This is a genomic window from Rhizobium sp. WYJ-E13 (assembly GCF_018987265.1).
GTDB lineage: Bacteria > Pseudomonadota > Alphaproteobacteria > Rhizobiales > Rhizobiaceae > Rhizobium.
The window spans coordinates 2,877,519-2,901,248 of record NZ_CP076853.1 but is presented as its reverse complement, the minus strand read 5'-3'; the positions used below and the strand labels follow the sequence as shown (position 1 = coordinate 2,901,248).

At 60.6% G+C, this 23,730-nt stretch carries 28 protein-coding genes; 11 read left to right on the top strand and 17 right to left on the bottom strand.

Features of this window, described 5'->3' with window-relative positions; translation table 11 throughout:
• The 3 genes from KQ933_RS14640 to KQ933_RS14630 form a co-directional block, all read right to left on the bottom strand.
• Window positions 1-2,571, bottom strand: coding sequence for an HWE histidine kinase domain-containing protein (locus KQ933_RS14640; protein WP_216755560.1), 2,571 nt, complete (start codon window positions 2,569-2,571; stop codon window positions 1-3).
• On the bottom strand, window positions 2,571-3,104 hold the full coding sequence (locus tag KQ933_RS14635; protein WP_216755559.1) for a biliverdin-producing heme oxygenase: 534 nt from the start codon (window positions 3,102-3,104) through the stop codon (window positions 2,571-2,573). The genes KQ933_RS14640 and KQ933_RS14635 overlap by 1 nt, the downstream gene beginning before the upstream one ends.
• A 221-nt stretch (window positions 3,105-3,325) precedes the next feature.
• On the bottom strand, window positions 3,326-3,736 hold the full coding sequence (locus tag KQ933_RS14630; protein WP_216755558.1) for a rhodanese-like domain-containing protein: 411 nt from the start codon (window positions 3,734-3,736) through the stop codon (window positions 3,326-3,328).
• A gap of 70 nt (window positions 3,737-3,806) precedes the next feature.
• Between KQ933_RS14630 and ftrA the strand changes: the two genes are divergently transcribed.
• The 3 genes from ftrA (at window position 3,807) to prfH (ending at window position 6,832) form a co-directional block, all read left to right on the top strand.
• Window positions 3,807-4,808, top strand: a complete 1,002-nt coding sequence (gene ftrA / locus KQ933_RS14625) for a transcriptional regulator FtrA (RefSeq protein ID WP_216755557.1) — start codon at window positions 3,807-3,809, stop codon at window positions 4,806-4,808.
• A 198-nt stretch (window positions 4,809-5,006) separates the two neighbouring features.
• Window positions 5,007-6,221: an RNA ligase RtcB family protein gene (locus tag KQ933_RS14620; protein ID WP_253958242.1), complete on the top strand. Its 1,215-nt coding sequence runs from the start codon at window positions 5,007-5,009 to the stop codon at window positions 6,219-6,221.
• Window positions 6,218-6,832 (top strand): peptide chain release factor H, encoded by a 615-nt coding sequence (gene prfH, locus KQ933_RS14615; RefSeq protein WP_216755556.1) that lies wholly within the window; start codon window positions 6,218-6,220, stop codon window positions 6,830-6,832. Before KQ933_RS14620 ends, prfH begins: the two co-directional genes overlap by 4 nt.
• A 64-nt stretch (window positions 6,833-6,896) precedes the next feature.
• On the opposite strand, the gene KQ933_RS14610 is transcribed toward prfH, so the two are convergent.
• From KQ933_RS14610 to KQ933_RS14590, 5 genes are all read right to left on the bottom strand, one after another.
• Window positions 6,897-7,427, bottom strand: a complete 531-nt coding sequence (locus KQ933_RS14610) for a hypothetical protein (protein ID WP_216755555.1) — start codon at window positions 7,425-7,427, stop codon at window positions 6,897-6,899.
• A 97-nt stretch (window positions 7,428-7,524) separates the two neighbouring features.
• Window positions 7,525-8,838, bottom strand: a complete 1,314-nt coding sequence (gene preA / locus KQ933_RS14605; RefSeq protein ID WP_216755554.1) for an NAD-dependent dihydropyrimidine dehydrogenase subunit PreA — start codon at window positions 8,836-8,838, stop codon at window positions 7,525-7,527.
• Window positions 8,839-8,853: 15 nt separating this feature from the next.
• On the bottom strand, window positions 8,854-10,215 hold the full coding sequence (locus KQ933_RS14600; RefSeq protein WP_216755553.1) for an NAD(P)-dependent oxidoreductase: 1,362 nt from the start codon (window positions 10,213-10,215) through the stop codon (window positions 8,854-8,856).
• 471 nt (window positions 10,216-10,686) lie between these two features.
• Window positions 10,687-11,682 carry a sensor histidine kinase gene (locus KQ933_RS14595; protein ID WP_216758916.1) on the bottom strand — a complete coding sequence of 332 codons (996 nt, stop codon included), beginning with the start codon at window positions 11,680-11,682 and terminating at the stop codon, window positions 10,687-10,689.
• Window positions 11,683-11,876: 194 nt separating this feature from the next.
• The gene (locus tag KQ933_RS14590) at window positions 11,877-12,671 is read right to left on the bottom strand and encodes a response regulator (RefSeq protein WP_183732144.1); all 795 of its coding nucleotides are present in this window, start codon (window positions 12,669-12,671) and stop codon (window positions 11,877-11,879) included.
• Window positions 12,672-12,946: 275 nt separating this feature from the next.
• On the opposite strand from KQ933_RS14590, the gene KQ933_RS14585 reads away from it, so the two are divergent.
• On the top strand, window positions 12,947-13,153 hold the full coding sequence (locus tag KQ933_RS14585) for a NepR family anti-sigma factor (protein ID WP_216755552.1): 207 nt from the start codon (window positions 12,947-12,949) through the stop codon (window positions 13,151-13,153).
• 10 nt (window positions 13,154-13,163) lie between these two features.
• Window positions 13,164-13,718 carry an RNA polymerase sigma factor gene (locus tag KQ933_RS14580; protein WP_216755551.1) on the top strand — a complete coding sequence of 185 codons (555 nt, stop codon included), beginning with the start codon at window positions 13,164-13,166 and terminating at the stop codon, window positions 13,716-13,718.
• Window positions 13,719-13,828: 110 nt separating this feature from the next.
• Here KQ933_RS14580 and KQ933_RS14575 read toward each other — a convergent pair whose 3' ends face one another.
• From KQ933_RS14575 to hemP, 7 genes are all read right to left on the bottom strand, one after another.
• Entirely contained in the window at window positions 13,829-14,230 is a 402-nt protein-coding gene (locus tag KQ933_RS14575) for a hypothetical protein (RefSeq protein ID WP_216755550.1), read from the bottom strand.
• 110 nt (window positions 14,231-14,340) lie between these two features.
• A complete protein-coding gene (locus KQ933_RS14570; RefSeq protein ID WP_216755549.1) occupies window positions 14,341-14,685 on the bottom strand; it encodes a YqjD family protein in 345 nt (114 codons plus the stop codon).
• Between the two features lie 134 nt (window positions 14,686-14,819).
• The gene (locus tag KQ933_RS14565; RefSeq protein ID WP_216755548.1) at window positions 14,820-15,614 is read right to left on the bottom strand and encodes a heme ABC transporter ATP-binding protein; all 795 of its coding nucleotides are present in this window, start codon (window positions 15,612-15,614) and stop codon (window positions 14,820-14,822) included.
• A gap of 10 nt (window positions 15,615-15,624) precedes the next feature.
• A complete protein-coding gene (locus KQ933_RS14560; RefSeq protein ID WP_216755547.1) occupies window positions 15,625-16,734 on the bottom strand; it encodes an iron ABC transporter permease in 1,110 nt (369 codons plus the stop codon).
• Window positions 16,735-16,736: 2 nt separating this feature from the next.
• Entirely contained in the window at window positions 16,737-17,663 is a 927-nt protein-coding gene (locus tag KQ933_RS14555; RefSeq protein ID WP_216755546.1) for a hemin ABC transporter substrate-binding protein, read from the bottom strand.
• An 11-nt stretch (window positions 17,664-17,674) separates the two neighbouring features.
• On the bottom strand, window positions 17,675-18,724 hold the full coding sequence (locus KQ933_RS14550) for a hemin-degrading factor (protein WP_216755545.1): 1,050 nt from the start codon (window positions 18,722-18,724) through the stop codon (window positions 17,675-17,677).
• A gap of 20 nt (window positions 18,725-18,744) precedes the next feature.
• Entirely contained in the window at window positions 18,745-18,930 is a 186-nt protein-coding gene (hemP, locus tag KQ933_RS14545) for a hemin uptake protein HemP (protein ID WP_216755544.1), read from the bottom strand.
• Window positions 18,931-19,110: 180 nt separating this feature from the next.
• Between hemP and KQ933_RS14540 the strand changes: the two genes are divergently transcribed.
• The 5 genes from KQ933_RS14540 to KQ933_RS14520 all read left to right on the top strand — a co-directional run bounded on the left by KQ933_RS14540 (window position 19,111) and on the right by KQ933_RS14520 (window position 22,091).
• Complete coding sequence (locus tag KQ933_RS14540) at window positions 19,111-19,539, top strand: hypothetical protein (protein ID WP_216755543.1); 429 nt, start codon at window positions 19,111-19,113, stop codon at window positions 19,537-19,539.
• A gap of 55 nt (window positions 19,540-19,594) precedes the next feature.
• A complete protein-coding gene (locus KQ933_RS14535; RefSeq protein ID WP_216755542.1) occupies window positions 19,595-20,965 on the top strand; it encodes a cell envelope integrity protein TolA in 1,371 nt (456 codons plus the stop codon).
• Between the two features lie 107 nt (window positions 20,966-21,072).
• Window positions 21,073-21,480: a DUF2325 domain-containing protein gene (locus KQ933_RS14530; RefSeq protein ID WP_216755541.1), complete on the top strand. Its 408-nt coding sequence runs from the start codon at window positions 21,073-21,075 to the stop codon at window positions 21,478-21,480.
• A gap of 13 nt (window positions 21,481-21,493) precedes the next feature.
• Window positions 21,494-21,766, top strand: coding sequence for a hypothetical protein (locus KQ933_RS14525; protein ID WP_216755540.1), 273 nt, complete (start codon window positions 21,494-21,496; stop codon window positions 21,764-21,766).
• Window positions 21,767-21,776: 10 nt separating this feature from the next.
• Complete coding sequence (locus KQ933_RS14520; protein ID WP_216755539.1) at window positions 21,777-22,091, top strand: antibiotic biosynthesis monooxygenase; 315 nt, start codon at window positions 21,777-21,779, stop codon at window positions 22,089-22,091.
• A 63-nt stretch (window positions 22,092-22,154) separates the two neighbouring features.
• Here the strand turns inward: KQ933_RS14520 and KQ933_RS14515 are convergent, their stop codons facing one another.
• Together KQ933_RS14515 and KQ933_RS14510 are read right to left on the bottom strand one after the other, a co-directional pair.
• Window positions 22,155-22,526, bottom strand: coding sequence for a DUF423 domain-containing protein (locus tag KQ933_RS14515; protein WP_216755538.1), 372 nt, complete (start codon window positions 22,524-22,526; stop codon window positions 22,155-22,157).
• Between the two features lie 2 nt (window positions 22,527-22,528).
• Window positions 22,529-22,918 carry a group II truncated hemoglobin gene (locus KQ933_RS14510; RefSeq protein WP_216755537.1) on the bottom strand — a complete coding sequence of 130 codons (390 nt, stop codon included), beginning with the start codon at window positions 22,916-22,918 and terminating at the stop codon, window positions 22,529-22,531.
• Window positions 22,919-23,164: 246 nt separating this feature from the next.
• Between KQ933_RS14510 and KQ933_RS14505 the strand changes: the two genes are divergently transcribed.
• Complete coding sequence (locus tag KQ933_RS14505; protein ID WP_216755536.1) at window positions 23,165-23,728, top strand: TetR/AcrR family transcriptional regulator; 564 nt, start codon at window positions 23,165-23,167, stop codon at window positions 23,726-23,728.
• Window positions 23,729-23,730: the final 2 nt, after the last annotated feature.

The following is a 23,730-nucleotide window of genomic DNA, read 5'->3' as shown; positions in this document are numbered from 1 at the left end:
TCAGGATCTCTTTGGGAGAGGCATGCGAACCAGAATGTCCGTCACTCCCTCGATCGTATAGGGCTTTTGCAGAACTGGCGCATCCGAATGGCTGTGCGCCTGCGCGATCCCCTCACCGTAGCCTGTCGCGAAAACGAAAGGCACGTTACTGGCGGCTAGACGGTCGGCAATGGCGAAGCTGGTCTCATCGCCGAGATTGACATCGAGAAGCGCCAGATCGAAGGACTGGCCGGCCAGGAGTTCAATCGCGTCGGCGACGCTTGGCGCGGTCTCGACCTCCGCGCCCAGACGGCGCAGAATGTCTTCGCCGTCCATGGCGATGATGAGGTTGTTTTCGACCAATAGCACATTGAGCCCGCAGAGAAGCTCGTCATTGGCCGCCGCCTTGCTGCGCTCGGCAATTTCCACCGGGGCCGGTGCGGGACGTTCGCCTGCGGCGCTCACCGCATTGACGTGTTTTGCGGGGATGAAAAAATCGGCCTCCAGGCCATCGCTGATGTAGCGAAGTTCGGCCCTGCCGCCGAGATCGTAGGGGATTGAACGGCGGATGATTGTCGAGCCGAAACCGTGGCGCGTCGGTTCGACCACGGGCGGGCCATCCTTTTCGCGCCAGTTCAGGTGGAGATTGCCTTCCTCGTCCGTGCTCCAGCTGAGGTCGATAAAGCCGGATCCGGAAAGGCTTCCATATTTGGCGCTGTTGGTCACCAGTTCATGGAAGACGAGGGCGGTGGTGGAAAAGGCCTGCGGCTCGAGCAGCACGTCGTCGCCGGTCATGCGTATACGCTGGGCATTTTTCCCGAGATAGGCGGCGGCTTCCGCAAGCAGCAACTGACGAAGCGAGGCGGGCGCCCAGTGGTCGCGAGTGATCTGGTCATGCGCTCTGGAGAGCGACTGGACGCGGCCCTCAAGCTGGCGGACATAATCCGGCAGGCTGATGGAGGTCGATTGTGATTGGCGGATCAGGCCGCCGATCAGGCCGAGGATATTACGGACGCGATGGTTCAACTCGGCGATCAGCAATTCCTGCCGTTCATTGGCAAGCTGGCGCGCCATGCTTGCTTCATCGGTCAGGCGCAGTACGACTTCGATCAGCGTAACACGGATGGTTTCCGCCACGCGGCGCTCTGCTTCGGTGAAGGGCAGGGAGCGGCCGCGCACCAGCTCGGACCATGCTTCGAAACTCTTGCGAGGGGTGAGGCGCGGGCCGTTCGGGCCATATTCCACGGGCTTGTGCGGATCTCCGGCCCAGCGGACGGTACGCACAATCTCCTGGCGGAAGAGCACGACGTAATCGCGTGGCGAGCGGGAGATCGGAATGGCGAGCATGCCGGCTACGGCACCATCGGTTTCGATATCGGGATAGGTTTCGCCAAGGCGATCCACCGCGTAGACCCGGCCGGCGGCATTGCGATTGAGGTGGCGGACAAGGATGGCAAAGCTTTTTTCATTCGGCCCGAGGCCGGCAATCGCCAGCCGCCCGTTGATCCACACACCGATACCATCAGCGGGAATGGCATCCGCCAGCGCGTCGATCAGCCACGTCGGATCGTCGAGCAGGCTTGCATTGTCGGCAACGGAGGTGAGAAGCCGGTCGGCGATGCGGCGTGCCTTGGTCTCGTAGTCGAGCGCCAGGCGTCGTTCGCGGCTTTCGAGGCGGGAGGCGAACATCTGGCCGAAGAGCTCGGCCGTGGAGCGGCTTTCGGCCGAAGGTAGGCGGGCGCTGTAGTGGTGGCAGGCAAATAGGCCCCATAGCCTGCCATCGGCGACGATTGAAATGGAGAGCGAGGCGCCGACGCCCATATTCTTCAGATATTCGATGTGAATGGGAGAAACCGACCGCAGCACGGACATGGAGAGATCAAGCGGGCGGCCATGCTCGTCGAGTTCGGGCAGGATCGGCACCGGTGTCGAATGGATATCCGCAATGATGCGGAAGAGATTGCGCAGATAGAGCGCGCGCGCCTGCACCGGAATATCGGACGCGGGATAATGCAGGCCGAGGAACGAGCCGATACCCGGCCGGGCAGCTTCTGCCACGACCTCGCCGGAGCCGCTATCGTCGAAGCGATAGACCATCACGCGGTCGAAACCAGTCAAGGCGCGGGCTTGGCGGGCGCCTTCGCGGAAGAAGGCCTCCAGCGTTTCGGTATGGTCGAGGCGGGACATCATGCTGCGCATAGAGAGCGACGGCGCGTCGGCCTTGCCTTCGTTGCAAGGTTCGCCCTCGATGATGACCTGGCCGTGGCTCACATGGATTGCGACGTCAAAGCGCCGGTTAGCCGAAGTCAGCGCAATGCTGAAAATACGTTCGACGATGTCGGGTCCGCGCAGGGTGGCAAGTCTGTCGCGAAGGCTGTGGAGTGCTTCGGGCGTAAGAATCGACGAGACAGGCCGGCCAACCGCTTCGGCATGGGTTATGGCCAGGAATTCCGAAAGATTTGCGGAGGCACGGGTGACGATCCAGTCCGAGGATGCCGCAAGCAGAAAACCGAAGGGCTGGACGGAACCGAGCTGATGGATCGGCTCGCGATCGCAATTGGTCAGATCGACGGGAGCTGTGGTCTGGCTCATCAAGCCGCTTCCAGTTCGAGCTGTGCAGCCTTCAGAAAGAGAGCGAAGACATCGCGTGCAGCCGCAACTGCGCCTGCGATATCGTCAACGCCACTTGCATCCAGACGTTTCATAAATACGCGCATGGCGCCCTTCGGACCCTGGGGACTGAGATAGCTGCTCGGCAGGTGGTCGGGCACGGCCTTTGCGAGCATGGCCCCGCCAAGCTTCGATCCTTCCAGTACATAGAGCGCGCCCCAGAGGGATGCGTCATCGTGAAACTCGGGCTGTAGAAGGGGCTGAGGAGGCAGCTCGTTCAGCGCGGCTATATCGGCAAGGAGAAGAGATGTTCGCCGGCGCTCTGGCCAGTCCGGCAGCAGCCTGATGATGCTGGTCCGTTCCAGAGCCGATTCAATCGAAGGAACGGCACGGGCATGGGCGCGCAAGAAAGCTTTGTAATCGCGGATATCGGAAAGGCTGAAGTTACCGAAGTGGGCGTCCACCTTGGCATGGCAATCTGCTGTTTGTGCGCGTAGGGCACTGCGAAGTGACATGCTGACCGTGTTCCAAGTTGTCGCATAGGATGCCGCCCGGATAGGACTGACCAAACTAGCGATATACGGCAGCTTTGGCGTATTTCCAGAGAAAATCATAGAAAAACATGGATTTCGCTGAGAATGGCAATCCGATTCTTCGGGATCTGTTTGCGTGGCCGGCAGTGTGAGGCCGCATATAATGCGGTCCCGAAGGGCACTGCCGGTGAGAGGATCCTTGATCAGGCGGCAGCGCCTGCCTCGCCCTCGAAAGCAAAACCTTCGTCTGCCCATCCGGTCAGGCCGCCGATCATCAGCTTGACGGACAGGCCGAGACGCGACAGGCGAAGTGCAGCCTTGTCCGCGCCGTTGCAATGCGGCCCGGCGCAATAGACAACAAACAGTGTATCCGCAGGCCATTGTGACATGCGATGCCCGGTCATCTTGCCGTGCGGCAGGTTGAGGGCGCCTGGAACATGCGAGAGGGCGAAGAGTGCCGGCGAGCGGACGTCGAGCAGCACAAAATCGACCTTGCCCGAAGCGAAGGCGGCGTTCACATCCGAACAGTCGGTCTCGAAGGCGAGTTTGCGGGCGAAGTGTTCGGCGGCAGCTTCGGGTGCGGCGGCGGGAATTTCGGAAACCGGGCTCGGCATGATCTTGTCCTTTCTTGACTTGGTTGCAGCCGATCATTGCCGATGATAGTGATGAGCAATATTGGCCATCGTGACTGATAGCGTAAAGATCATGCCAGAATCGGATGTTCACAAGACACGGGGGCCGCATGTCGTGGTGCTTGCCTATGACGGGCTCTGCACTTTCGAATTCGGCATTGCCTATGAGGTCTTCGGCCTGTCGCGGCCGGAAATGGGCGAGAGCTGGTATCGTTTCTCGGTCGCCGGCGTCGAGCCCGGCCCGCTGCGGGCTGCCGGCGGGCTGACGGTTGCGGTCGACAGAGGGCTTGAATTGCTCGACGAGGCGGACCTGATCATCGCGCCGGGCTGGCGATCGATCGATGCACCGGTGCCGGAGCCTCTGATCGCATCGCTCCGGACCGCCCACGAGTGCGGCGCGCGGGTGATGTCACTCTGCTCGGGTGTCGCCGTCCTTGCCGCGGCGGGCCTGCTCGCCGGGCGGCGCGCAACGACGCATTGGCGTTATGTCGCCTCGATTGCCGAGCGTTACCCCGACATCGCCCTAGATGCCCATGTGCTCTATATGGACGAAGGAACTATCCTGACGGCGGCGGGCAGTGCCGCCGGCATCGATCTCTGCCTGCATGTCGTGCGCGGCGATTTCGGCCCGGACGCCGCCAACAGCGTCGCGCGGCGTCTCGTCGTTCCGCCGCACCGTGAGGGCGGGCAGGCACAGTTCATTGCGGCTCCCGTGCCGGAGGAAAGGGAAGGCATTCGTCTCGGGCCATTGATCGAATGGATGCGCGAGCGGCTTTCCGAGGAGCAGCCGATCAGCCTGCTTGCCGGCAGGGCCGGCATGAGCATGCGCACCTTCCAGCGCCGCTTCGAGGCAGCGACGGGCGACAGTGTCGGGGAGTGGCTGCTGAAGGAGCGGTTGCGGCACGCACGCGATCTGCTCGAGAAGGAGCTTGCCGTCTCACTTGATGATATCGCCATCGCCAGCGGTTTCGGCACGCTCGCGACCATGCGCCACCATTTCCGCCGTCGGCTCGGGACGAGCCCGAGCGCCTACCGCAAGTCGTTCGGTAATTAATACGCCCTCGACTTGCATTTGCTTTTCACTTCGCCTATACGGGCGGTATCAATTGTTTCTGGAAAGGGAGCGCACGATGACAAAAATCTCAGCACGCCCCGAGAGGGTTTCGGCTTAACTCAGCCATTCGGCTGGCAAATGCCGGTTGACCATCGCCGTTGCGCGATGAACGACCACTCATATCCAGAGTTCATCATCATGGGCAATTCCATTGGGAGCGAAAGCTCCCCGATAGTGCAGGCGACATCGCCTGCAGTCATCAACCATTTCTTTTCCGGCAGCACCTGGATCGAGGGTGCTGCCTTGGATCAACTTGCCGAAATGTCCCGTCTTGCGGGCGTTTCGGAAATTGCCGCCTTTCCAGATCTGCATCCCGGCAAATATGGAGCAACAGGTGTCGCGCTGGCGTCGGACCGGCTGCTTCCGCTGCTTGTCGGCAACGATATCGGCTGCGGCATGTCGCTCTTCTCTCTCGATCTGCCGCTGCGCAAATTGAAGATCGACAAGGCGGCGGAACGGCTTCGTGAGCTAGAATCTCAGGAGATCGGCAATCCCTCGGCATTGCTCGAGGAGGCCGGTCTGCCAGTTTCTCTCTTTCCGGATGCACTGGGCACGATCGGGGGTGGCAATCACTTCTGCGAACTGCAGGCCGTGGAGACACTTGTCGACGGCGGTGATGCTGCCGGTTTCGATGGCCAGGGTCTTTACCTGCTTGTCCATTCCGGCTCGCGGGCTCTTGGCGCTGCCGTCTTCTCGGAGACCGTTGCAGCTCATCCTGATCTGACGACCGGTCTTTCACCTGGCTCGGAAGCGGCTGTCGCATGGCTTGCAAGCCATGATCAGTGCGTATCCTGGGCTTCGTTGAATCGCCGGCTGATCGCGGAAAAGGCAGCGGCTGTCTTGCGTGCCGATCTCAGCCTCGTCGCCGATGTGCCGCACAATTTCGTCCGGTCCTCCGGTCGCGGTTTTGTGCACTATAAGGGTGCTGCTGCCGTCACCCCCGGTGAGCTCGCGCCAATTGCAGGATCCCGAGCAAGCCTCAGCTATGTGGTTCGCGCTACGGACGCGGTCATCCGCTCGCTCGGCGGCATGTCCCATGGGGCGGGCCGCAAATACGACCGCGCCAGCATGCATGGGCGTGTCGGTCGCAGCCGCTCCGAGCGGGAACGGTTGCTGCGCAATGCATGGGGCGGTGTTGCCATTTGCGACGACCGCGCGCTGGTCATCGAGGAGGCTGCTTCGGCCTACAAGGATGCCGGCCAGGTCGTGGCCGATCTGGAACGTGCAAATCTGGTCGAAGTCGTCGCCAGCCTCCGGCCGCTCGTGACCTTCAAAAAGGCGGTTGACGAGGCCGAGGTTGAGCAGCGGCGAAGAAAGCCCGAGCATCGTCGGGAAGGAGGCGCGTGGCCATGAGCGCTATTGATCTCCTCATCACGTCGGGCAACGGCCCGGTAGAATGCCGCATCGCAGTCTCTGCGCTCCTGCGTATCCTGGAGCGGGAGGCTGTCCAGCAAGGATGCAGCGTCGATACCAGCCTCGGGCCGATGCCGGATCAGCATGGCGCGAAATCGGCGATCTTCAGCATCGATGGAAGTGCGGCGGAGCAGATTGCAGCTGGCTATTGCGGTACTGTCCGGTTCACTTTCAAGAGCCCGGTACGGCCCGGCCACAAACGCCAGAACTGGTATGTCGCCGTTCGTCGTATCGATCTCGTCCCGGAAGGCCACGAGGTGGCGATCAATCCGGCCGACTTGCATTTCGAGACGTTGCGGGCTGGCGGGCCGGGCGGGCAGCATCAGAACACGACCGACAGCGCGGTTCGTGTCCTGCATCGTCCGAGCGGCCTTGTCGTGACGGCACGGGACGAGCGCTCGCAGCATCGCAACAAGGCGCTCGCAATCCAGCGCCTGCAGGCAATGCTGCAGGATATCGAGGCGGAAAAGCAGGAGGCGGCCAAAGCCGGACGCTTCGTTGCCAACCGCACGATCGAGCGTGGCAACGAGGTCAAAGCCTTCAAGCTTTGACGTTCAGTCTTGGGCAGAAGTCAGCACGCTCTCCGTGGGTGTCGACTTCTGTCGTCTCTGACATTCATGCGTCGAAATTGCGAGCTGGTTTCGTTGAGATAATGGGGGCCTCAATGCAGGCGACATCAATGATGTGGTTGACGCAGATGACGCGGAAATGCCTTAGAGGCTCAGAGAGCCAATCCGATGCGCATGTCGCTGTCGCCATATAGTCGAGAAAGCGAGACTTTTCGTAGCTGCGGAGCTTTTTAGAGAAATCTTCGTCGGTTTCCGGTAGCGTCATCGTTTCGTTCATGATCTGAAATGAAGCGTAATCCTCAAAGCGGATCGTAAAGATAGCTGAATCCGGGCTGACAACCAGACGGTTGGCGTTTTCGAGGAGACGAAGGACATCCTCAGACGTCTGTATGTCGAGGCTTGCCAGTGTTTCAGTATCCCATGTTTGGTTGCCTGCCTGTGGAGCCTGACTTTTTAGTTCGGCCACCTCAAGGATCAAATCGAATTGTGAATCTCCTACCTGATGTGGTCCGAAAGACTCCAGAGATAGAAAACGACAAGCGTCGAGATGCTGTCTGATCTTTGCTTGGTCGGCCATGCTGATACCTTGCTGATATTGGTCGAAACCGTACCCGTTCCAAATACAAAGAAAATCCCCCGTCGCCGGGGGATCATTCAGTAACGTTTTTATATTCTTACTCCGCAGCCTGACGGGCCATCGGGTTGTTCGGGTGCGTGGTCCAGTTGGCGTAGTTCGGGTCGACCACCTTGCCGGTGCGCTTGTCGAGAGCGCCGGCCGGAAGCTGCTCCATGGTGATGCAGTTCTCGACCGGGCAGACGCTGACGCAGAGATTGCAGCCGACGCATTCCTCGTCCATCACCTCGAAATGGCGAACGCCATCGACGAAGTTGGTGATCGCCTGGTGCGAGGTGTCCTCGCAGGCGATGTAGCAGCGGCCGCATTTGATGCAGGCGTCCTGGTCGATCTTCGCCTTGGCGATGTAGTTGAGGTTGAGGTACTGCCAGTCGGTGACGTTCTGCACGGCGCGGCCGGTGATGTCGTCGAGGGTCTTGTGGCCCTTTTCATCCATCCAGTCCGAGAGGCCCGTGATCATTTCCTGGACGATCTTGAAGCCATAGGTCATGGCCGCCGTGCAGACCTGCACGTTGCCAGCGCCGAGCACCAGAAATTCCGCGGCATCGCGCCAGGTGGTGATGCCGCCGATGCCTGATATCGGCAGGCCGTCGGTTTCCGGGTCGCGGGCGATCTCGGCGACCATGTTGAGCGCGATCGGCTTGACGGCCGGGCCGCAATAGCCGCCGTGGCTGCCCTTGCCGCCGACGGTCGGGTTGGGGGCAAAGTTGTCGAGATCGACGGACACGATCGAGTTGATCGTATTGATCAGCGAGACGGCGTCCGTGCCGCCGGCCTTAGCGGCGCGGGCCGGGCGGCGGATGTCGGTGATGTTGGGCGTCAGCTTGGTGATGACCGGCATGCGCGTGTACTGTTTGCACCAGCGCACGACCATTTCGATGTATTCCGGCACCTGGCCGACGGCCGAGCCCATGCCGCGCTCGGACATGCCGTGCGGACAGCCGAAGTTCAGTTCGATACCGTCGGCGCCGGTCTCTTCCACCAGCGGCAGGATGGATTTCCAGGCCTGTTCCTCGCAGGGAACCATGATCGATGCGATGAGGGCGCGATCCGGCCAGTTCATCTTCACCTGCTTCATTTCGCGCAGGTTGGTCTGCAGGTCGCGGTCGGTGATGAGCTCGATATTGTTGAGGCCGAGCAGGCGGCGGTCGGCACCCCAGATCGCGCCGTAACGCGGGCCGTTGACGTTGACGACCGGCGGGCCTTCTTCGCCGAGCGTCTTCCAGACGACGCCGCCCCAGCCGGCCTTGAAGGCGCGCTCGACATTGTAGGCCTTGTCGGTCGGCGGCGCAGAGGCGAGCCAGAAGGGGTTCGGAGACTTGATGCCGATGAAATTATTGCGGAGATCAGCCATTGTTCATTCTCCCCTTCAGGCGACGGCGACAGCCGGAGCGGCTGCGGCAGCGAGGGTGCGGTGAATGGATTCAGCCGCATCGCGGCCATGGGCGACGGCGGATACCGTGAGGTCTTCGCCACCGAAGACGCAGTCGCCGCCGGCCCACACACCTTCAATCGATGTGCGGCCTTCGGCATCGACGGCGATACGGCCAGATTCCATGCGCAGCGCGCCGAGGCTCGAGGCTTCGAAGGTCTGGCCGATGGCTTTCAGGATATGATCGGCGGTGATGACGCCGGTCTCGCCTGTGCCGGTGAGGCGACCGTCGACGAGGCTGGTATATTCCATCTCGATCGCGGCGACCTTGCCGTCCTGGGAAAGGATGGATTTCGGCGCCAGCCAATGACGGATGATCACGCCTTTGGAAGTGGCGAGATCCTGCTCGAATTCCGAAGCGTTCATGTGCTCCTTGCCACGGCGGTAGCAGATGGTTACTTCCTCTGCGCCGAGCAGTTTTGCCTGCACGGCAGCGTCGATTGCCGTCATGCCGCCGCCCAAGACGACGACGCGGCGGCCAATGGCGATATCGCCCTTGCTGCCGGCCTGACGCAGCGCGGCGATGAAATCGACGGCGTCATCGACACCGGGCAGATTTTCGTTGTCGACGCGCAACGCGTTGACGCCGGCGAGACCGAGGCCGAGGAAGACGGCGTCATACTGGCTCTGCAGGTCGGAGAGGGAGAAATCGCGGCCGAGCTGCTGGTGGTGCTTCACCTCAATGCCGCCGATCGAAAGGACGTAATCGACCTCCTTCTGCGCGAAGTCGTCGACCGTCTTGTAGGTGGCGATGCCATATTCGTTGAGTCCGCCCGACTTCGGCCTGGCGTCGTAGATCACGACCTCATTGCCCTTGACGGCAAGCCGATGGGCGGCTGCGAGACCGGCGGGACCGGCGCCGACGACGGCGATCTTCTTGCCGGTCGGTTCGGCGCGCCGGTAGAACTGCTTGTCGGCGGCCATTGCCGCATCGGTCGCATAGCGCTGCAGGCGGCCGATTTCGACGGGGCGTTCTTCGGCCGTGTTGCGCACACAAGCCTGCTCGCAGAGCTCTTCGGTGGGACAGACGCGGGCGCACATGCCGCCGAGGATATTCTGGTCGAAGATCGTCTTCGCCGAACCCAAGGGATTGCCGGTCGAAATCTGGCGGATGAAAAGCGGAATGTCGATCGAGGTGGGACAGGCCGTCATGCACGGCGCATCATAACAGAAATAGCAGCGGTCGGCGGCGACCAGCGCTTCGTGGTTGTCGAGGCGCGGATGAAGATCGGAAAAATTAGCCTCGTACTCGGCAGGGGAAAGCCGGCCGGCACGAATCCCAGTTTCCAGACGTTCCATTGAAGTTCCCTCTTTATTGGTAACGACCAGTGAGGGAATCGTAACTCAGGTTCAAAAATTTATCAAACGGTAAAAGTTTGGCAATTTTCTTTCGTTCCTGCATTCTAATCAATTGATTTTATTAGATGTGATAATTCTTTGGGCAATCTTTGCCTTTCAATTGAATGGACCGGAGCGACACTCGGATTTCGGCTTGCGGACAAAAATGACAAAAGTCCAATTTTTTTGCGAACCATCGGAACCAAAGTTAACGAGCGTAGTTAATGCGATATCCGGATGATGACCGCATCGACCCAACATGCGCGCCCCCAACCCATCATTCGGACGAACTCACGGTCCCCTCCCGGTGAGTGGAAACAGCCAGTGCGCCGCCCTCGCACCGGCTGTTTTTCCGTCTGGGCCTTAGCAATTCAATTCCCGCAAAACTCTGCGGCGGTTCTGCGTCCGCAATTGCGTGGGAAATAAAACGTCTCAGGTGCGCTTCAGGATTTCGAATTCCGTTTCCGGAACTGTCAGGTGGTATTCAATGCGGCCGGGGGCGAGCGTCAGTTCGGCCTTGCCGTTGACGGAGGAGGGCACGACACGCTCCAGCACCGTGCGGCCGAAGCTGTTTTCGCTGAATTCGTGCACATCGGCGCTGTTAGGGAGTGTCTCTACCCATGCCAACTCGATCGCCTTGCGGCCGGAGATGTCGGCTTCCCGGCAGTTCAGAGTGATTGACGTCGCACCACCGGCAATCGCGCCATAAGAGGCAGAGTTGACGATGAGCTCATGCAACGCCAGGCCGAGATGCACGGCGGCGTTCGGCGTCAGATGGGCGTTGACGCCATAAATCGGCATGGAGCCTGCAGTTTCCGGCCAATAGGGGGCGAACTGCTTTTCGGCGAGTTCGAACAGGAAGGCTCCGCGCCAGCTGGAGTCGGTGATCAGATCCTGAGAGTTGGAAAGCGACTGGAGGCGTCCCCGGAACTTCATCAGGAAAGCGTCGAGCGAAAGAGTGTTGCGGGCCGTCTGGGTGGCAATACCCTGGATGATGGCAAGCAGGTTCTTGGAGCGGTGGGAAAGCTCGCGCAGAAGAGATTTCAGCACTTTTTCGCGGTGGCGGCTTTCCGTGACTTCGGAAATTACGGAGAGCAGGCCGTAATTGCCGCGCGCGCCGGTGCGTTGAACTTTCAGTTCGAATGTCCTGACTTCGCCGTCGATCGCAACATCGACCTCGGCAGTGCTGGAGGCGCCGGTCTCAAGCACCCTCTGCTTCATCGCGGCAAGGGATTTGCCGTGTGTTTCGCCAAACAGCGAACCGTCATCGCCGCCGACGACAAAACGCTTCTGGAAATAAGGGAGAAGATTTTCGGCATAGAGGATGCCGAGGCCTGTCTCCTGATACAAGATCGAGATACCGGCGCTGGCAAGCGCGCGCTCCATTACGGCCGTCTTGCCTTCGGTAGTGAAAGGCGTTCCGGACAATGGTCCAGTCGTATTCACGCGGCCGCCTTTCTTCAGTCCCTTCGAACACATGGGAGGATGTCAGCCCTCCCGACAAACCTGCCGATCATTTTAAAAGCAAGCGCTGCAAAAACCGTTAAAGCTACCGAAACGCTCCGGCAGAGCCGGAACGCATCGTTGCCGGAAATGGTTCCGGCGCGGCCCAAATTCATGCTTCAGGCTGCCACGCGGGTCGTTTCGTTGAAGAAAAGCGCCTGGCTGATCAGGGCCTTGACCATGTCGGGGTTGAAAGGCTTGGTCACGAGGAAGGTAGGCTCCGGCCGCTCCCCGGTCAGCAGTCTCTCAGGGAAGGCGGTGATGAAGATTACCGGAACGCTCGATGTCTTCAGGATATCGTTGACGGCGTCGATACCCGAACTGCCGTCGGCAAGCTGGATATCGGCCAGCACCATGTTCGGCTTCGTCCTGTTGTAGAGCGCGACCGCTTCCGTGTGGGTGCGGGCGATGCCGGTGACGCGGTGGCCGAGGCTTTCGACCATCTGCTCGATATCCATGGCGATCAGGGGCTCGTCCTCGATGATCATGATATCGGTCGCGACCTGCCGCGAGATTTCATGTGAGGCCTTGTCGAGCAGCTGCATAGTTTCCTCGTCGCTGATTTCTAAAATGTCCGCGATCTCGGAGACGCGGAAATTCTCGACTGAAGCGAGCAGGAACGCCTGCCGGGCGAGCGGCGAAACCTTGGAAAGGTTCAGCGTCGCGCGCTGTTCCCAGGCATAAGGAGAGGAGGGTTCGGGAATCTCGACTGCAGTGGAACCAAACAGTTGCGTGAACAGTTTGTAGAGTGCGACGCGGTCATTCACGGTATCCGGGAAAATGGAGAGATCGGCGATGATCGCTTCCAGGACGGCAGCGACATAGGCGTCGCCAGAGGTTTGAGTGCCGGTAAGTGCGCGGGAATAGCGACGCAGATAAGGAAGGTGCGGCGCAATTCGAGTGGAAAGTGTCATTAAAAACTCCCGTCTACAGGCCAGTAAATGGTCTCAATGACCTGACAACGCGATCTTCATAAAAAAGTTCCGGAAAATGAGGAACTATTTTTGCAGCGTCGCATTATCCTAGCCGACAAATGAAGGGCGTTACATTTTGACCCGTGTGAAGGGGATGGATCTGTCGCATCAAAGGTTTGAAAGAACCGGCTTGATCGGTCGGGTGTTCGTCCCATTTGATTTTCACAGCAGACTTTGCCTTTCATCCCGAGAAACAGGCAAGAAGTGATCAGTTGATGACGACACAAAAGACAGAAGCAGTGGATGAGCGCCAGCAGGAAGTGCGGGCGAGCGACATATTGGATCCGAACAACCAGATCGGCGTCAGGTTGCGGTCACTCTATGCTGCCGCCCAGGAGGAAGCTATTCCCGATCGCTTCCTCGACCTGCTCGAAAAGCTCGACCGGGCCGAAATGATGGCTTCCGCAAAGATGGCCGAATAGGAATACCCGCATGGAAAAAGCGCAACCGAGCTTCAAGCGCGAACTCCTGGCGGCCCTGCCGAGCCTTCGCGCTTTTGCAATATCCCTGATCGGCCGGCACGACCGCGCCGACGACCTGGTCCAGGATACCATCATGAAGGCCTGGGCCAAGCAGGACCATTTCGAGATGGGCACGAACATGAAGGCCTGGCTCTTCACGATCCTGCGCAACGAGCTTTACAGCCAGATGCGCAAGAGCGGCCGCGAGGTGCAGGACAGCGACGGTTTGTTTACCGAATCCATGGCGACCCACCCGTCCCAATATGGCGCGCTCGACCTGCAGGACTTCAAGAAGGCGCTGGACCAGCTGCCGCCGGATCAGCGCGAGGCGATCGTTCTCGTCGGCGCTTCGGGCTTCTCTTATGAGGAAGCAGCGGAAATCTGCGGCTGCGCCGTCGGTACCATCAAGAGCCGCGTGAACCGCGCGCGCCAGCGTCTGCAGGAGCTGCTGCAGATTTCGGGCGAGGCGGATTTCGGTCCGGATGCCACGTCGGCGCCGTTGACGTCGAAGGCCTTCGCCTTCTGATCAAAGTGTTCCTGGGAGGAAGGATGGCCGGCAGCCCTATCGGGCGCCGGCTTTTTAATGGAGCGAGGCAAGTGGCTGCCTTCCTCGAGGGATAAAGAGAGGCGGCGGATTTAATCGTTCCGCTTCGAACCCACCAGATTGGCGGCGACAAGAGCGGCCACGATGCCGGCGGTCAACAGCGGCTGGGCGCGAACGATGCCAAGGCCGACGGTTGCCAAAGATTCCAACGCGGCGCGGCGTTCGCGGGCGCGGCGGGCTTCCCGGGCATTGATTATCGCCATGATCACGAAGACGACGATCGCGATCAGCAGCGCGCAGGCCGCCAGAAAGAGGGCTGCGCCGATAGCGCCGTAGATGCCGGCCAGCCAGATGGCTCCGGCGGTGACGGCAAGCGCATAGGCGGTCAGCAGAAAAAGCAACGCAACGGCGACGAAGATGCCGTTGCGCTTGGTGCGTTCCACCGTGCGGTGGACGCTCGTGCCTACGAGCAGGCTCAGGATTGGGAAGAGCATCGAGCCTCCTAAAGCAATTCCAGCAAAAGTGCGCAGCGGTTTTGCGTCCGGAATTGCGTTAAAACAAACAGATAGAGTATTTCCGTTTTTCTATAAAGAGCGGGAATACTCTAGCGGCGGGCGAGCATGGCCACGAGCAGGCCGAAGGCGGCGGCGGCGCCCACCGTTGCCAGCGGGTGACGGCGGACCGTATTGCGCACTTCGCCGGCGCTACGCAGGTAGCGTTGCTGTAAATCGTTCAGCAGATCCTCGCTGCGGCCGAGAATGTCCTCGTAGCCTGCGGATGCCTGTGAGCGCAGCGTTTCACCTCGATGGCGGGAGGTCTTGCCGAGAACATGGGTCAGTTCGGCGAGTTCGTCGCGCAGGGCTTCGATCTGGTCCTCGATGCTGGTTTCGAGATTGTGGAGAGCGCCGTTGCGGCGACTGCGGCTGGACTGGAAGAAGGAATAGGCCATGACTGTCTCCATAGCTGGGCGCAAAAAACTGCCGCCCGGTTTCTCACGGGGTCAGCACCATCGATGGCACGGAAGAGAGCGCCCGGCTTTGACCCAAATCATTGCGGACAACGCATTTGGATCGGAAAGGTTCCTCAGCCGGCGGGAAGCGCGCTGTGCGCAAGCACGAAGGGCGTGCCGTCGACAGGCACCTTGTTGACGCGCAGCGGGCAGCCGAAGACGGACTGGATGGTTTCGTCCGTCAGCACCTCACGCACATTGCCCGCGGCTGCCAGCCGGCCGGATTTCATCAGCACGATCCTGTCGGCGAAGAGGGCCGTCAGGTTGAGATCGTGCATGACGGCGATGACCCCGCCACCACGTTCGCAGAAATTGAGCGCGAGCGTCATGATCGTCAGCTGGTGGCTGATATCGAGGCTGGAGACCGGTTCGTCGAGCAGCAGCCAGCAGGGCTTGCCGTCCACGACCGGCTCGGCGATCTGGCAGAGCACGCGGGCAAGCTGCACGCGCTGCTGCTCGCCGCCCGAGAGTTCCTGATAGAAGCGTGCCTCGAAGCCGCCGAGATCGACTGATGCAAGCGCCTTTGCGGCTGTCTCATCGGCCTGATCGGCGTGCAGGTTGAGGCCGGAGGTCAGGCCCATGCGGACGATCTCGCGCACCGTGAAGGGAAAGGAGATGGCGCTCGCTTGCGGCAGGACCCCTCTGACGGAGGCGAGCTGCCAGGGTTTGAGCGCGCGTACCTCTTCGCCGTTCAGTCGTACGGAGCCGTCATAGGCGAGTTCGCCGGAAACGGCCTTCATCGTCGTCGTCTTGCCGGAGCCGTTAGGGCCTGCAATGGCGGTCAGTTCGCCGGCCTTCGCGGTGAAGGCGACGTCGTGCACGATGGTCTTGCCGGAAAGGCGCACGCTGACGCCGGAAACTTCGATCATCGACACACGCTCAAAGGGCCAGGCGCGAGCGCTGCCGCAACAGGATCCAGAGGAAGAAGGGGCCGCCGACGGCCGCCGTGATGATGCCGATCGGCAGCTCGGCGGGGGCGACAATGGTGCGGGCAAGCACGTCGGCGAAGATCAGCAGCGAACCGCCGAGCAGAGCCGAGGCCGGCAGCAGGAAACGATGGTCCGGGCCGATCACCATGCGCAATATATGCGGCACGACGATGCCGACGAAGCCGATACCGCCGCTGACGGCGACGGAAGCGCCGGTGGCGGCGGCAACCGCTACGATCGCGATATTCTTCAGCCGCTGGACGGGTACGCCCATGTGGAAGGCGGCGGCTTCACCGAGCGTGATCGCGTTCAATCCGCGGGCCATGAAGGGCAGCGTGGCAAAGGACAGGAGGATGATCGGGCCGGCTGCTGATATCTTGATCCAGGTGGCGCCGGCAAGCGAGCCCATGCCCCAGAAGGTGAGGTCGCGCAGCTGCTGGTCGTTGGCCATGTAGATCAGTACGCCCGTCAGCGCCCCGGTCAGGGCGCCAAGCGCGATGCCGGCAAGCAGCATGGTGGCGACGGAGGTCTGGCCGTTGGTGGTGGCGACCTGGTAGAGCAGCAGGGTGGTGGCGAGACCGCCGCCGAAGGCTGCAAGCGGCAGGGCATAGATGCCAAGTGCAAGGTAGAGGGGAGCGGCGATCGTGCCGCCGAGCACGATCATGACGACCGCGCCAAGACCCGCGCCGGAGGAGACGCCGACAAGACCGGGATCGGCCAGCGGGTTGCGGAACAGGCCCTGCATGACTGCGCCGGAGACGGCGAGCGATCCGCCGATCAGGAAGCCGAGGATGGCGCGGGGCAGGCGGATATCGAAGATGATGATCCGGTCACGGGCGTTGAGTGCCGTTTCGGAGCCTGCCATGTTTCTCATGACATCGAGAACGGAAGCGTCCGACGCCCCCGTCGTGATGGAAAAGAGCAGGGCGAAGACGGAAGCCACGACGAGGAAGGCGATGCCCAGCAGGGCGAGGTTGGTTCTGTCGCCCGTCTGCCTGCCTCTGCGGAACGCCACAAAGAAAGATCGCCTGTTTTCTATCATGGCTTCCGGAACGGCCATCGTCAGCCCCCGTAGATCGCCGCGTTGAGTTCGCGAACGGCGCTCGCCGTGCGTGGGCCGAAGCCCAGCAAATGCATGCCGTCCATGCGGATGATCGCCTTCTTTTCGCCGGCCGGCGTCAGCGCGATCGATGGCTGGGCAAGCAGATCTTCGTTCCTGGTGCCGGCACCATCGCCGCGGTTGATCATCAGGATGACGTCGGGCTTGGCGCTGATGATCGCCTCATCGGTGAGCGGCTTGTAGCCGGGGAATTCGCCGACCGCATTGATGGCGCCGGCAAGCTTGATGATGCCGTCGGCAGCAGTGCCGGTGCCCGAAGCCATGATGCGGCCGTTCTGGGCGCTGAGGACGAAGAGAACGCGCTTGCGCTCGGCCTCGGGGCGCTTTCCGGCGTCAGTGATCGCGGCGTCGAGATCGGCGCCGACCTTTTCTTCAAGCGCCCTAGCCTTATCCTGAACGTTCAGCAGCGTGCCGACGCGATCGATCTTGGCGATGATGCCGTCGCGCGTATAGGCGTTCGGCACGGTCTCGAAGGGGACGCTGGCATTCTTCAGGACGTTCAGCGCTTCCTGCGGGCCTGAGCCCTCGACGGCGATGATCGCCGTCGGGTTCATGGCGAGAATGCCTTCCGGCGAAAGCGCGCGCATGTAGCCGACGTCGGGCAGCTTCAGGGCGGATTCGGGATAAGTGCTCGTCGTATCGCGGGCGATCAGCCTGCTTTCCTCGCCGAGCGCGTAGATGACCTCGGTGACGTCGCCGCCGACCGAAACCAGCCGCGAGGTGTCGAGCTTCTTCTCCTCAGCATGCGCGGCGCGCACGAATGCATAGCTCTCGCCAGCGGGTGCCGGGATTAGCGGCAAGGCCATGACAGCCGCCGTCAAGGCCAGTTCCCAGAGGCGGATCCGGCGCAGGTTTTTACGCATCTTCATCGCTCTGATCCTTATGCGGCGACGCTTGTTGCCCGCGGCAGGTTTTCCATGATGTCACGCCATTCGGCATTCTCGTGGGAGCCTTCCTTCCGCTTGCCGAAGAACTGGATGATCATGTCGCCGTTTGCGTCATAGGCTTCGAGCGAGGTGACATGGCCGTCCTTGGTCGGCTTGCGCACGGCCCAGGTCTCGGCAATGTGGTCCTGGCGCAGATGCAGGTGGAAGGTCTCGTCGAGGATGTTGATCCACGGACCCATCGGCTGCACGTTGAAGATCGGGCCGGCATGGATCTGGACGATGCCGTTATTGGCAACGAAGCACATGATCGGCAGGCCTGATTTGACGGAGGCATGCATCATGTCAGCTGTCGCCGTGTTGTCGAGCTTCCAGGCATAATCGTCGCCGACGGTGCGCACGGCGGCCTGGCGGCCGATCTTCAGGCGCTTCAGCATGCCGAAGAATTCATGCGTGTCGGTCATTTTGCTCCAGTTGTCGCGCAGCTCTTCGCGGCTGACATTGCCGTCCTCGTCAGAAGCGGAAGACGCTTCTGCCTCGACGAGTTCTTGGCCCTGGTCCTCGAGCTTCAGGTCGGCGACGATGCGGTGATAGGCTTCGACGTTCGATGCCGGGCGCAGGTGGATCTTGTGGACGGCGTTGCCCGTCTTGTCGAAATACTGGAGGCTGAGGCGTTCGGTGTCGCCATCCTTCTTGGTGACGGCAAAGGCGTGGACCCAGCGGCTCGGGAAGACGCGCAGATCGATGTTCTCGCCGAGTACGATGGCGTTGTGCTCACCGACCTTGATGTTTTCGTAGACACCGATCTTCTCGTGTACGGCGCTTTCGTTGCGCGACAGGGCCATGACTTCGCCGAGATCGGCGACGCGCTCCAGGAGTTTTGTGGCGCTCGCATCTATGCGCACAGCACTGATGCCGACTTCGGCGGCAACGAGGGCCGCCTCGGAAATCTTGAGCTGCGTGGCAATATCGCGCTCGCGCATCTTCGGATTTTCAGCGCGGAATGCGCGGATTTCGGATGGTGCCGGTCTGGTCTGCTCGGTCATGTTCTACCCTGCTTATCAAGCTACTTGTTGAGAATGAGTTTGCCCTGACGCGTGATCTTCAGGCGATAGATCACGCCATCGTGCCGAATCATGATCTCGTTGGTGCCGGCAAAAAGATCGCCGCTTTCGAGAACGCGGATCTCGGGCACCGTAGGTGCGTTCCGCAGTGGTGCGAGCTTAAAGGTATCTGGCTTTTCAACCATCATTTCGGTTGGCTTATTCCGTGATTGCGGGGGTCAAGACCCCGGTTCCGGTGACAATTATCTTGACTCTCATACTCATAGTTTTTTAAAGACGCAATAATTGAAGACAAAAGCAGTCAAGTTTTTGAAGCTGCTGTTTGAAGCCGCCTGACGGTGGTCAATTTGAGTTATGGAGAGACGATAATGATGGGTCGGTTTGCTGCGCTTGCGGCCGGTGTGCTGTTTTCGGTTTCGGGCGCGGCACAGGCCTATGCGCAGGATGTCGTCGCCGCCAAGCTTGATGTCGAGCTCAATGCACTGGCGCCCTCGCAGAAGGGCTGCATGATGACCTTCGTTGCCGAGAACAATCTCCAGGCGCCGATCAACAAGGTCTCCTTCGAACTCGCCTTCTTCAACGACAAGAATGCCGTCGACCGCATCACCGTGCTCGATTTCCGCGATCTGCCGCAGGGCAAGAAGCGCGTGCGCCAGTTCGATATGCCTGGTGTCAAGTGCGAGACGGTTACGCGCATCCTCATCAACGATACGCCGGTCTGTGATGGGCCGGCTGCCGGCGAATGCATGAAGGGTCTGGTGACCCGCTCGCAAATATCAGTTCCTTTCGAAGGCTAAGACCAAGGCCGGGATGAAGCCCGGCGCGCGTATTCCAGGCTGTCCGAGGCGCAAAATGGCAATTTCAGCGAAGTCCAGATCGAGACACGTGCTCATCGAGGAGGAGGGCGCTGACGAGAGCCTGAACGACAACAATCCGGGGATGCATCCCGGCCATGAGCTGTCCGATCTGCGCAATGCGCAGCGCCAGCCGGCCGGCGAGCAGGTCATTCATTATGCGCGTTTTGCGCAGATCTCATCTTTTCCCGATCATCCGGAAGCAGCGCCGGCTGCTCCAGTCACGCCATTGCCGATGGATGCGGCAGTGGAGAAGCAGGAAGAAGAAAAGGCGCCAGTGCGGCGGCGGGTAGCGCTGACGTGCGTCGGTTCGTTCTTTTTTCATGCTGCATTGGCCGTCACGCTTCTTATGATAATCCCCAAGCCTTCGGATGAAACGTTGATGGAGGCGGGCGAGGCAATCAGCGTCGTCATGCTTGGTAGTTCGGACGCTGATCAGAGTGCAGCCGGCGAGACCGACGTAACCATACAGGAAGAAATTGTTCCAGAAGCTGTTGAACCCGATACGGTCAGTCCGGTGGAGACAGCGGACATACAGCCGGAGGCTGTTCAGCCGGAAACTGTCCAGCCGACTGATGCTGAGCCGCTCGAGACTGTTCAGCCCATGCAGGAGGTTGCGCGTCAGTCAGCTGAGGCGGTGACAACTGCCGAACCAGAGGTTCTCGTATCGGAAACTCCTGCGGAAACTTCGGTAGCACAGCCAATGTCGGCGGTGGTGCCGGAGCGGTCGGCGGAGATGCCTGTAGCATCAGATACGGCTGTGGTGCCGGTACCAACAATGTCTGCCGAACCGCCTGCGACGACGGCGATGCAACCCGAGCCGGAAGAGATAAAGCCCGTCGAGACGACTGCAATTTCTCCTGAGTCTGAGCCCCCGGCAGAGATTGTCACTCCTAAGCCAAAACCGAAGCCCGAAAAGCCGGAGGAAAAGAAGCTGGTGGAAAGAAAACAGCCGCCAAAGAAGGCGCAGGGTTCCGAAGGGGATGCCAAACAGGAGTCGCGCAGAGGCGTCGCCGACGGGCAGGCCGACGCGACTTCTGATAATAATTCGCGCACCTCGGGTGGAAGGAACGGATCTGGTGGGGCGGCGGAAGCCAACTACAAAGGTAAACTTGTCGCGCGCCTGTTCCGTTGCGTCGACCGGATGGAGTCACGGTATCGTAAAGATCCTGCCACCTTGACGGTCCGCATCACGATCAGCCGCAGCGGCGATATCACGGCGTCGGGCGTTGTCCGGGGATCGGGCCGCCCCGAGGTCGATAACGCCGCTCTCGGTAGGGTGGCGTCTTGTAACCTTCCGGCTCTGCCGGATGAAATGGCCGGCTCCTCGCGCTCGTACACCTTTCCGGTCCAGGTCACCCCTCGTTAATATGATAAAAATAATCAACTTTATACTTTACTCTAAAAATCAAGTTTAATAATGTCCGTTCGCACACGCAGGAATCGTGTGACGATCAACGAGCGAACGGGTGGTAAATGGCTCGAAAGGCGAAGAAGGGGGCGAACCGGGAGATCCGTGTTCAGACCGATCAGGAGACGAAAGAGTCCTCCTCCGGACGCTCCAAGCTGGATGGCCGCAGTTTCCTCTATGTCGGCGGCCGTGATTGCCAGGTGGCGCATCTGCGCCAGATCGCCAGCAATTTCGGCGCAGAACTCATCCATCACGATGGCGGGCTTCGCGAAGCCGTTTCGCGCATCGATACGGTGCTTCCTTCGGTCGACTGCGTGTTCTGCCCCATCGACTGTATCAGCCACGATGCCTGCCTGCGCGTGAAGACCGGCTGCAAGAAGTTCGGCAAGGCTTTCATCCCGTTGCGCAACGGCAGCAAGTCCAGCCTGGAACGTGCGCTGAACACGATGAACGAACGAGACAATTCCCGATGAACGGACTTTTCCGATGAATGACGGGCGCCCTGACGGGTTCACGATGATCGGCCTGCACAAGCTCGCCGCTCACGGCGGTGAGGGCCTCGTGCCGGAGCTGTATGAAGTTTTCTTGGAGAATGCCGCGCGCCAGCGCAGCTATCCGAATGTCGTGCTGTTTCCCGCCTGGGAAGCGCGCATGCCCGGTGAAGCGGCTGCAAAACCCATTGGCACGGACGCTGTTGATGGCAATAATATCGTCGCCTTTCCGCGTTATGCGGAGCGGGCGAGCAAGAAAAAGGCGTGAGGAGTTTTTGATGTATATCGCGATGAACCGCTTCAAGGTGGCCGCCGGTGCCGAAGGCGATTTCGAGACTGTCTGGCGCAATCGCGATTCCAGCCTTTCGGAGGTTCCCGGGTTCGTCGAATTCCGTCTGCTGCGTGGCAAGGCCAATGTGGAGGAGGGCTATACGCTGTTTTCCTCGCACACGCTCTGGCGCAGCGAAGAGGATTTTCTGAACTGGACGAAGTCGGAGAATTTCCGGGCTGCGCATCGCAATGCGGGGGAGCGCAGGGAGATGTATAAAGGTCCGCCGGTTTTTGAAGGGTTTAATGTAGTCGAGGGCATCTAAGGGCCGCCCCCTTACGGATGCGGTTACCGCTGCTCCCCCTTCTCCCCAAGCGGGGAGAAGGGATTACGTCCGAATCCGCCAAAATGCACTCACCGAAACCGCCAGCCAGCCCAGCATCATCGCCCAGCCGCCCGTGGGCGCGGCGTAGGGAAAGAGGCCGGAGCCGGTGAAGCGCAGGGTGATGAGATCGCCGGCGAAGAGCAAAGTTCCCAAGATCATCAGCAAACCGGCCAACCAGGCGGTTTTGATTTTGCCGGCACCCAGCGCCAGTGCCAGAAGGGCTGGGGCGTGCGCGAGGCACATGGCGGATGCCGAGGCGGCGAGATGGGCCTCGCCGCCGCCATGAGCGGCGAGGGCGGCGAGTGCCACGCCTGCGAGGCCGAACAGGCCGGCGAAGAGGAAGAGTGCCGGTTCCACACGCGCGTTCAGGTTCATGACTATTCCTTGTTCTGCATATGATGGGCGAGCCGTTCCACCGGCGCCCAGATGAGGTCGCGTAGCGCGTGGCTGGCGACGGTTTCATCCATTGCCTGGCGGAAGCAGAGCAACCATTCGTCGCGTTCGACGGGGCCGATCTCGGCAACGAAATGGCGGCTGCGCAGGCGGGGATGGCCGCGCTTGTCGGTATAGAGCGGCGGGCCGCCCAGATAACCGGTCATGTATTCGTAGAATTTCTCTTCGCTGCCTTCGAGACTTGGCGGGTGCACGGCGCGCACGTTTTTGGCCTCCGGCAGCGTGTCCATCAGCTCGTAGAAACGATGCGTCAGCGCCCGGACGGCCGGCTCGCCGCCGATCGCCTCGTATAGTGTGGTGACATTTTCCGTCACGAAACCATCCCTTTATACCCCACTCCGGAGCGGCGGCGTCCCCTCCGCCGCTCCGGGTCTTGTTCAAGCGTCGGATTATCCGAAAACCGCTTCGCAGTTTTCGGTCCTGTCCTCTAGATGCACCCGATCAAAAAGGATCACAACTGTCATCAAAACACCGCGTCATTTCGCGCATAATCCCTTGCAGGGCAGGATCTCCAGCAGATTATTCTTGACAAAACCGTCCGGACGGTATCTTTATAATCCATGTCAAACGCTCATCATCGCAAGAAACAACCCGTGCTCGTGCGCCAGCAGTTGCTGGAGGTCGCCGCGCGTCTTGCTGGTGAGAGCGGCATGAGCGCCGTGACGCTCGATGCGGTCTCGGCTGCGTCAGGCGTCAGCAAGGGCGGGCTGCTGCATCACTTTCCGACGAAGAATGCGCTGCTGGACGCCCTGTTCGAGAGCCTGCTGGAGACGTTCGACGCGGATATAGACGAGCTGATGCGCGCCGATCCGCTGCCGCAGGGCCGGTTCTCGCGCGCCTATCTCCAGGCGGTGTCCGGGCTGAAGGATCGTCCCGACGATTCCAGAAGCTGGACGCAGGTGACGATCGCGCTTCTCGCCGAACCCCGGCTGCGCCTGCGATGGCGCCAATGGGTGGCGGAAAGGGCCGAAGAATATATCGGCACCGACTCCACGCTCGACACACTGATCGTGCGTTTTGCCGCCGACGGTCTGTGGTTCGCAGATACGTTGGAAAGCCATGATATCAGCGATGCTCTGAGGCGAGAGCTGATCGCCCGCCTCGTCGAGCTGACCCACAAGTAGAT